Below are 3,777 nucleotides of genomic sequence, written 5' to 3' on the forward strand. Positions count from 1 at the left end.
GACTTCTGGACCGCGCCGCCGCCGCCGGGCCGCCCCGCGCCGGGCGCCCCGGCCGCCGAGGTCGCGGCCTGGTGGGCGGGGCTCACGCGAGCGCAGCGGCGGTGGCTGGTGGCACACGAGCCCGGACTGGTCGGGCGCCTCGACGGGCTGCCGGCCGCCGCGCGGGACCAGGCCAACCGGCTGACCCTGGCCGCCCGCCGGGGGGTGCTGCTCGCCCAGCGGCGGCGGCTGGCGGCCCGGTTCCCCCGCGGGCCGGTCGAGCAGGCCGGGCTGGCCCGGCTGGACCGGAGCCTGGCCGGCGTCGACGCGCTGGCCGAGCGCTCGGCGGCGGCCGGACCACCCCGGGCGTACCTGCTCAAGGTCGACCCGGCCGGCGACGGGCGGGCGGTGGTGGCGCTGGGCAACCCGGACCGGGCCGGCCAGGTGCTGACCTACGTGCCCGGGATGACCAGTGACCTCGCCGACGCCCCGGGCGAGCTGGGCCGGGCCGGGCGGGTGCTCGGGCGGTGCGCCGCGCTCGCCCCGGGCACGGAGGCCGCCGCGGTGCTCTGGCTGGACTACGACGCGCCCGACTTCGTACACGAGGCCGCTTGGCCGGCCCAGGCCCGGGACGCCGGCCCGGCGCTGCACCGCTTCCAGGAGGGGTTGCGCGCCGCCCACGAGGGGGCGTCGGCCCGGCAGACCGTGCTCGGGCACAGCTACGGCTCGGTGGTGGTGGGCGCCGCCGCCCGGGACCACGGGCTCGACGCGGACGCCCTGGTCTTCGTGGGCTCGCCCGGCGTCGGGGTGGAGCGCGCCGAGGCACTGCGCCTGCCGCCAGAGCGGGTCTGGGCGAGCACCGCGCCGGACGACGTGATCCGGCTGGTCCGGCCGCCCGCCGAGCTGGCCGGCCGGGCGGCCCTCGCCACCTCCCCGCTGGCCACCGCGGTCTCCCTGCTCGCCCCGTCCGGGCACGAGCTGTGGTTCGGCCACGATCCCAGCGACCCGGGTTTCGGCGGCCGCACCTTTCCCAGCGGCCGGTACGGCCACACCGGCTACTGGGACCCCGGCAACCCGGCGCTCGACGGGATGGCCCGGATCGTGCTGGGCCGATGATCTCCCGGGCGGCCATCACGAACGGCCGCGATCACGACGGCCGGACCCGAAACGACCGCGCGCCGCGAGACGGCCGCATCCGAAACGACCGCGCCGCGAAACGGCCGCACCGCGAAACGGCCGCACCGCGACACGGCCGCACCGCGACACGGCCAGGCCCCGCCGGCCGTGGGTACGGCGGGCGGGGGCCGGTGTGCGTCCGGTGCGGTTACTCGACGGTGACCGACTTCGCCAGGTTGCGCGGCTGGTCGACGTCGTGCCCCCGGGCCGCGGCGATCTCGGCGGCGAGCACCTGCAGCGGCACCGTGGTGACCAGCGGGGCCAGCAGCGTCGGGGTCCGCGGCACGTAGATCAGGTGGTCGGCGTAGCGGACGACCGCCTCGTCGCCCTCCTCGGCGATCACGATGGTCCGGGCGCCCCGGGCGCGGACCTCCTGGATGTTGGAGACGACCTTGTCGTGCAGCATGCCGCGGCCGACCGGCGACGGCACCACGCAGATCACCGGGGTGCCCTTGTCGATCAGCGCGATCGGGCCGTGCTTCAGCTCACCGGCGGCGAACCCCTCGGCGTGCATGTACGCCAGCTCCTTGAGCTTCAGCGCGCCCTCCAGGGCCACCGGGTAGCCGACGTGCCGGCCGATGAAGAGCACGGTCGGCTCGGACTTCAGCTCCCGGGCCAGCTCACGGACGGGCTCGATCCGGTCCAGCAGCTCGCGCAGCTTGCCCGGCATCTCCTGGAGCTGGGCCACCACCGCGCCGACCTCGTCGGCGAACTTGATGCCCCGGACCTGGGCCAGGTGCAGGCCGATCAGGTAGCAGGCCACCAGCTGGGTGAGGAACGCCTTGGTGGAGGCGACGGCGATCTCCGGACCGCCGTGGGTGTAGAGCACGGCGTCGGACTCACGCGGGATGGTCGAGCCGTTGGTGTTGCAGATGGCCAGCACCCGGGCCTTCTGCTCCTTGGCGTGGCGCAGCGCCATCAGGGTGTCCATGGTCTCGCCGGACTGCGAGATCACCACGATCAGCGTGGACCGGTCGAGGACCGGGTCGCGGTAGCGGAACTCGCTGGCCAGCTCGACCTCGCAGGGGATGCGGGTCCAGTGCTCGATGGCGTACTTGGCGACCAGCCCGGAGTGGTAGGCGGTGCCGCAGGCGACGATGAAGATCTTGTCGACGTCACGCAGGTCCTGGTCGCTGAGGCGGACCTCGTCGAGGGCGATCTCACCGGTGTCGGTGAGCCGGCCGAGCAGCGTGTCGGCGATCGCCTGCGGCTGCTCCTCGATCTCCTTGAGCATGAACCAGTCGTAGCCGCCCTTCTCGGCGGCCGAGGAGTCCCAGTCGATGTGGAAGTCCTTACCGGTGGCGGGCTGGCCGTCGAAGTCGGTGATCTCGATGCTCTCGCCGGTGATCAGCACGATCTGGTCCTGGCCGAGCTCGACCGCCTCGCGGGTGTGCTCGATGAACGCGGCCACGTCGCTGGCCAGGTAGTTCTCCCCCTCGCCCCGGCCGACCACCAGCGGCGAGTTGCGCCGGGCGCCGACCACCGCGCCGGGGATGCCGGCGTCGACGGCGAGCAGGGTGAACGCGCCCTCGAGCCGCCGGCAGACCACCCGCATGGCGGAGGCGAGCAGCTGCGGGCTGTCGGCCTCGCCGGCTGCGCGCAGTTCGGCGAGCGCGTGGGCGAGCAGGTGGGCGGCGCATTCGGTGTCGGTGTCGCTGACGAACTGGACGCCGTCGTCCTCCAGCTCGGCGCGGAGCTTAGCGAAGTTCTCGATGATGCCGTTGTGGATCACGGCGACCCGGCCGTCGGGGGCCAGGTGCGGGTGGGCGTTGCGGTCGGTCGGACCGCCGTGGGTGGCCCAGCGGGTGTGGCCGATGCCGGTGGTGCCGTCACCGATGCCGATCGGGCTGGCGGCGCAGTCGGCCGGGTTGCTGGCGGCCCGCTCGGAGAGCACCTTTTCCAGGTTGGCCAGCTTGCCGGCCTTCTTCTCGGTCAGCAGCTCGTCGTCGCAGACGATGGCCACGCCGGCCGAGTCGTAGCCGCGGTACTCCAGCCGCCGCAGTCCGTCGAGCACGATGCCGAGTGCCGGGCGCGCGCCGGCGTAACCCACGATTCCACACATGGTTGGCAGCCTAACCCAGCTTCGCTCATCTCGCGTGCTCGGAAGTCCGGTAAACAAGCACTGAATTTGAGCGATCGGTCGATCACAGGCGGCAGTCGGACAAACGGCCCGGGCGCTCCGGTCCATCGTCCCCGCCGAACGGGGTTGCGGCCCCCGCGTCCGGTACGACACTCTCTCGGCGGATCCGGCACGTCCCTGGGACGGTCCGTCACCACACCCCTCCCGGAGCAGACATGTCCGACACGCCCCCGCCCGCCGAGCCGTCCTCCCCCGGCCCGTCGGCCCCCGAGCCGTCCGCCACCGCGCCGAGCCCCGACCCCTCCCCGGCTCCGCCCGTGGACCCGACGGCACCGGCGCCCGGTTCGCCCCACGCCTGGACCCCGCCGGACCCACTCGCCGCACCGCAGCCCTGGACGGCTCCCGACTCGTGGTCGGCCCCGCCGCCCGGCACCCCGACGCACGCCGGTGGCGGGGTGCCGACGACCCCGGGCCCATGGCCTGTCCCGCACCCGGCGCCGGCGGGGCCGCGCCCCGCCGCCCCGCCCGGCCCGCCGGTCCGG

The 3,777-nt window shown here is 74.8% G+C and carries 2 protein-coding genes; one reads left to right on the forward strand and one right to left on the reverse strand.

The window, feature by feature from the left end:
- On the forward strand, positions 1-1,095 hold a 1,095-nt coding region (locus V6U81_RS28905), incomplete at its 5' end, for an alpha/beta hydrolase (protein ID WP_334494199.1).
- Positions 1,096-1,303: 208 nt separating this feature from the next.
- Here V6U81_RS28905 and glmS read toward each other — a convergent pair.
- Entirely contained in the window at positions 1,304-3,217 is a 1,914-nt protein-coding gene (gene glmS, locus V6U81_RS28910; RefSeq protein WP_334494201.1) for a glutamine--fructose-6-phosphate transaminase (isomerizing), read from the reverse strand.
- Positions 3,218-3,777: the final 560 nt, after the last annotated feature.

The sequence above is a fragment of the Micromonospora lacuserhaii genome (assembly GCF_036902735.1).
In the GTDB taxonomy this organism is placed as follows: domain Bacteria; phylum Actinomycetota; class Actinomycetes; order Mycobacteriales; family Micromonosporaceae; genus Micromonospora.

Excerpts from the sequence above, each read along its gene's own strand:
- glmS (WP_334494201.1), bottom strand. The coding sequence starts at position 3,217 with ATGTGTGGAATCGTGGGTTACGCCGGCGCGCGCCCGGCACTCGGCATC.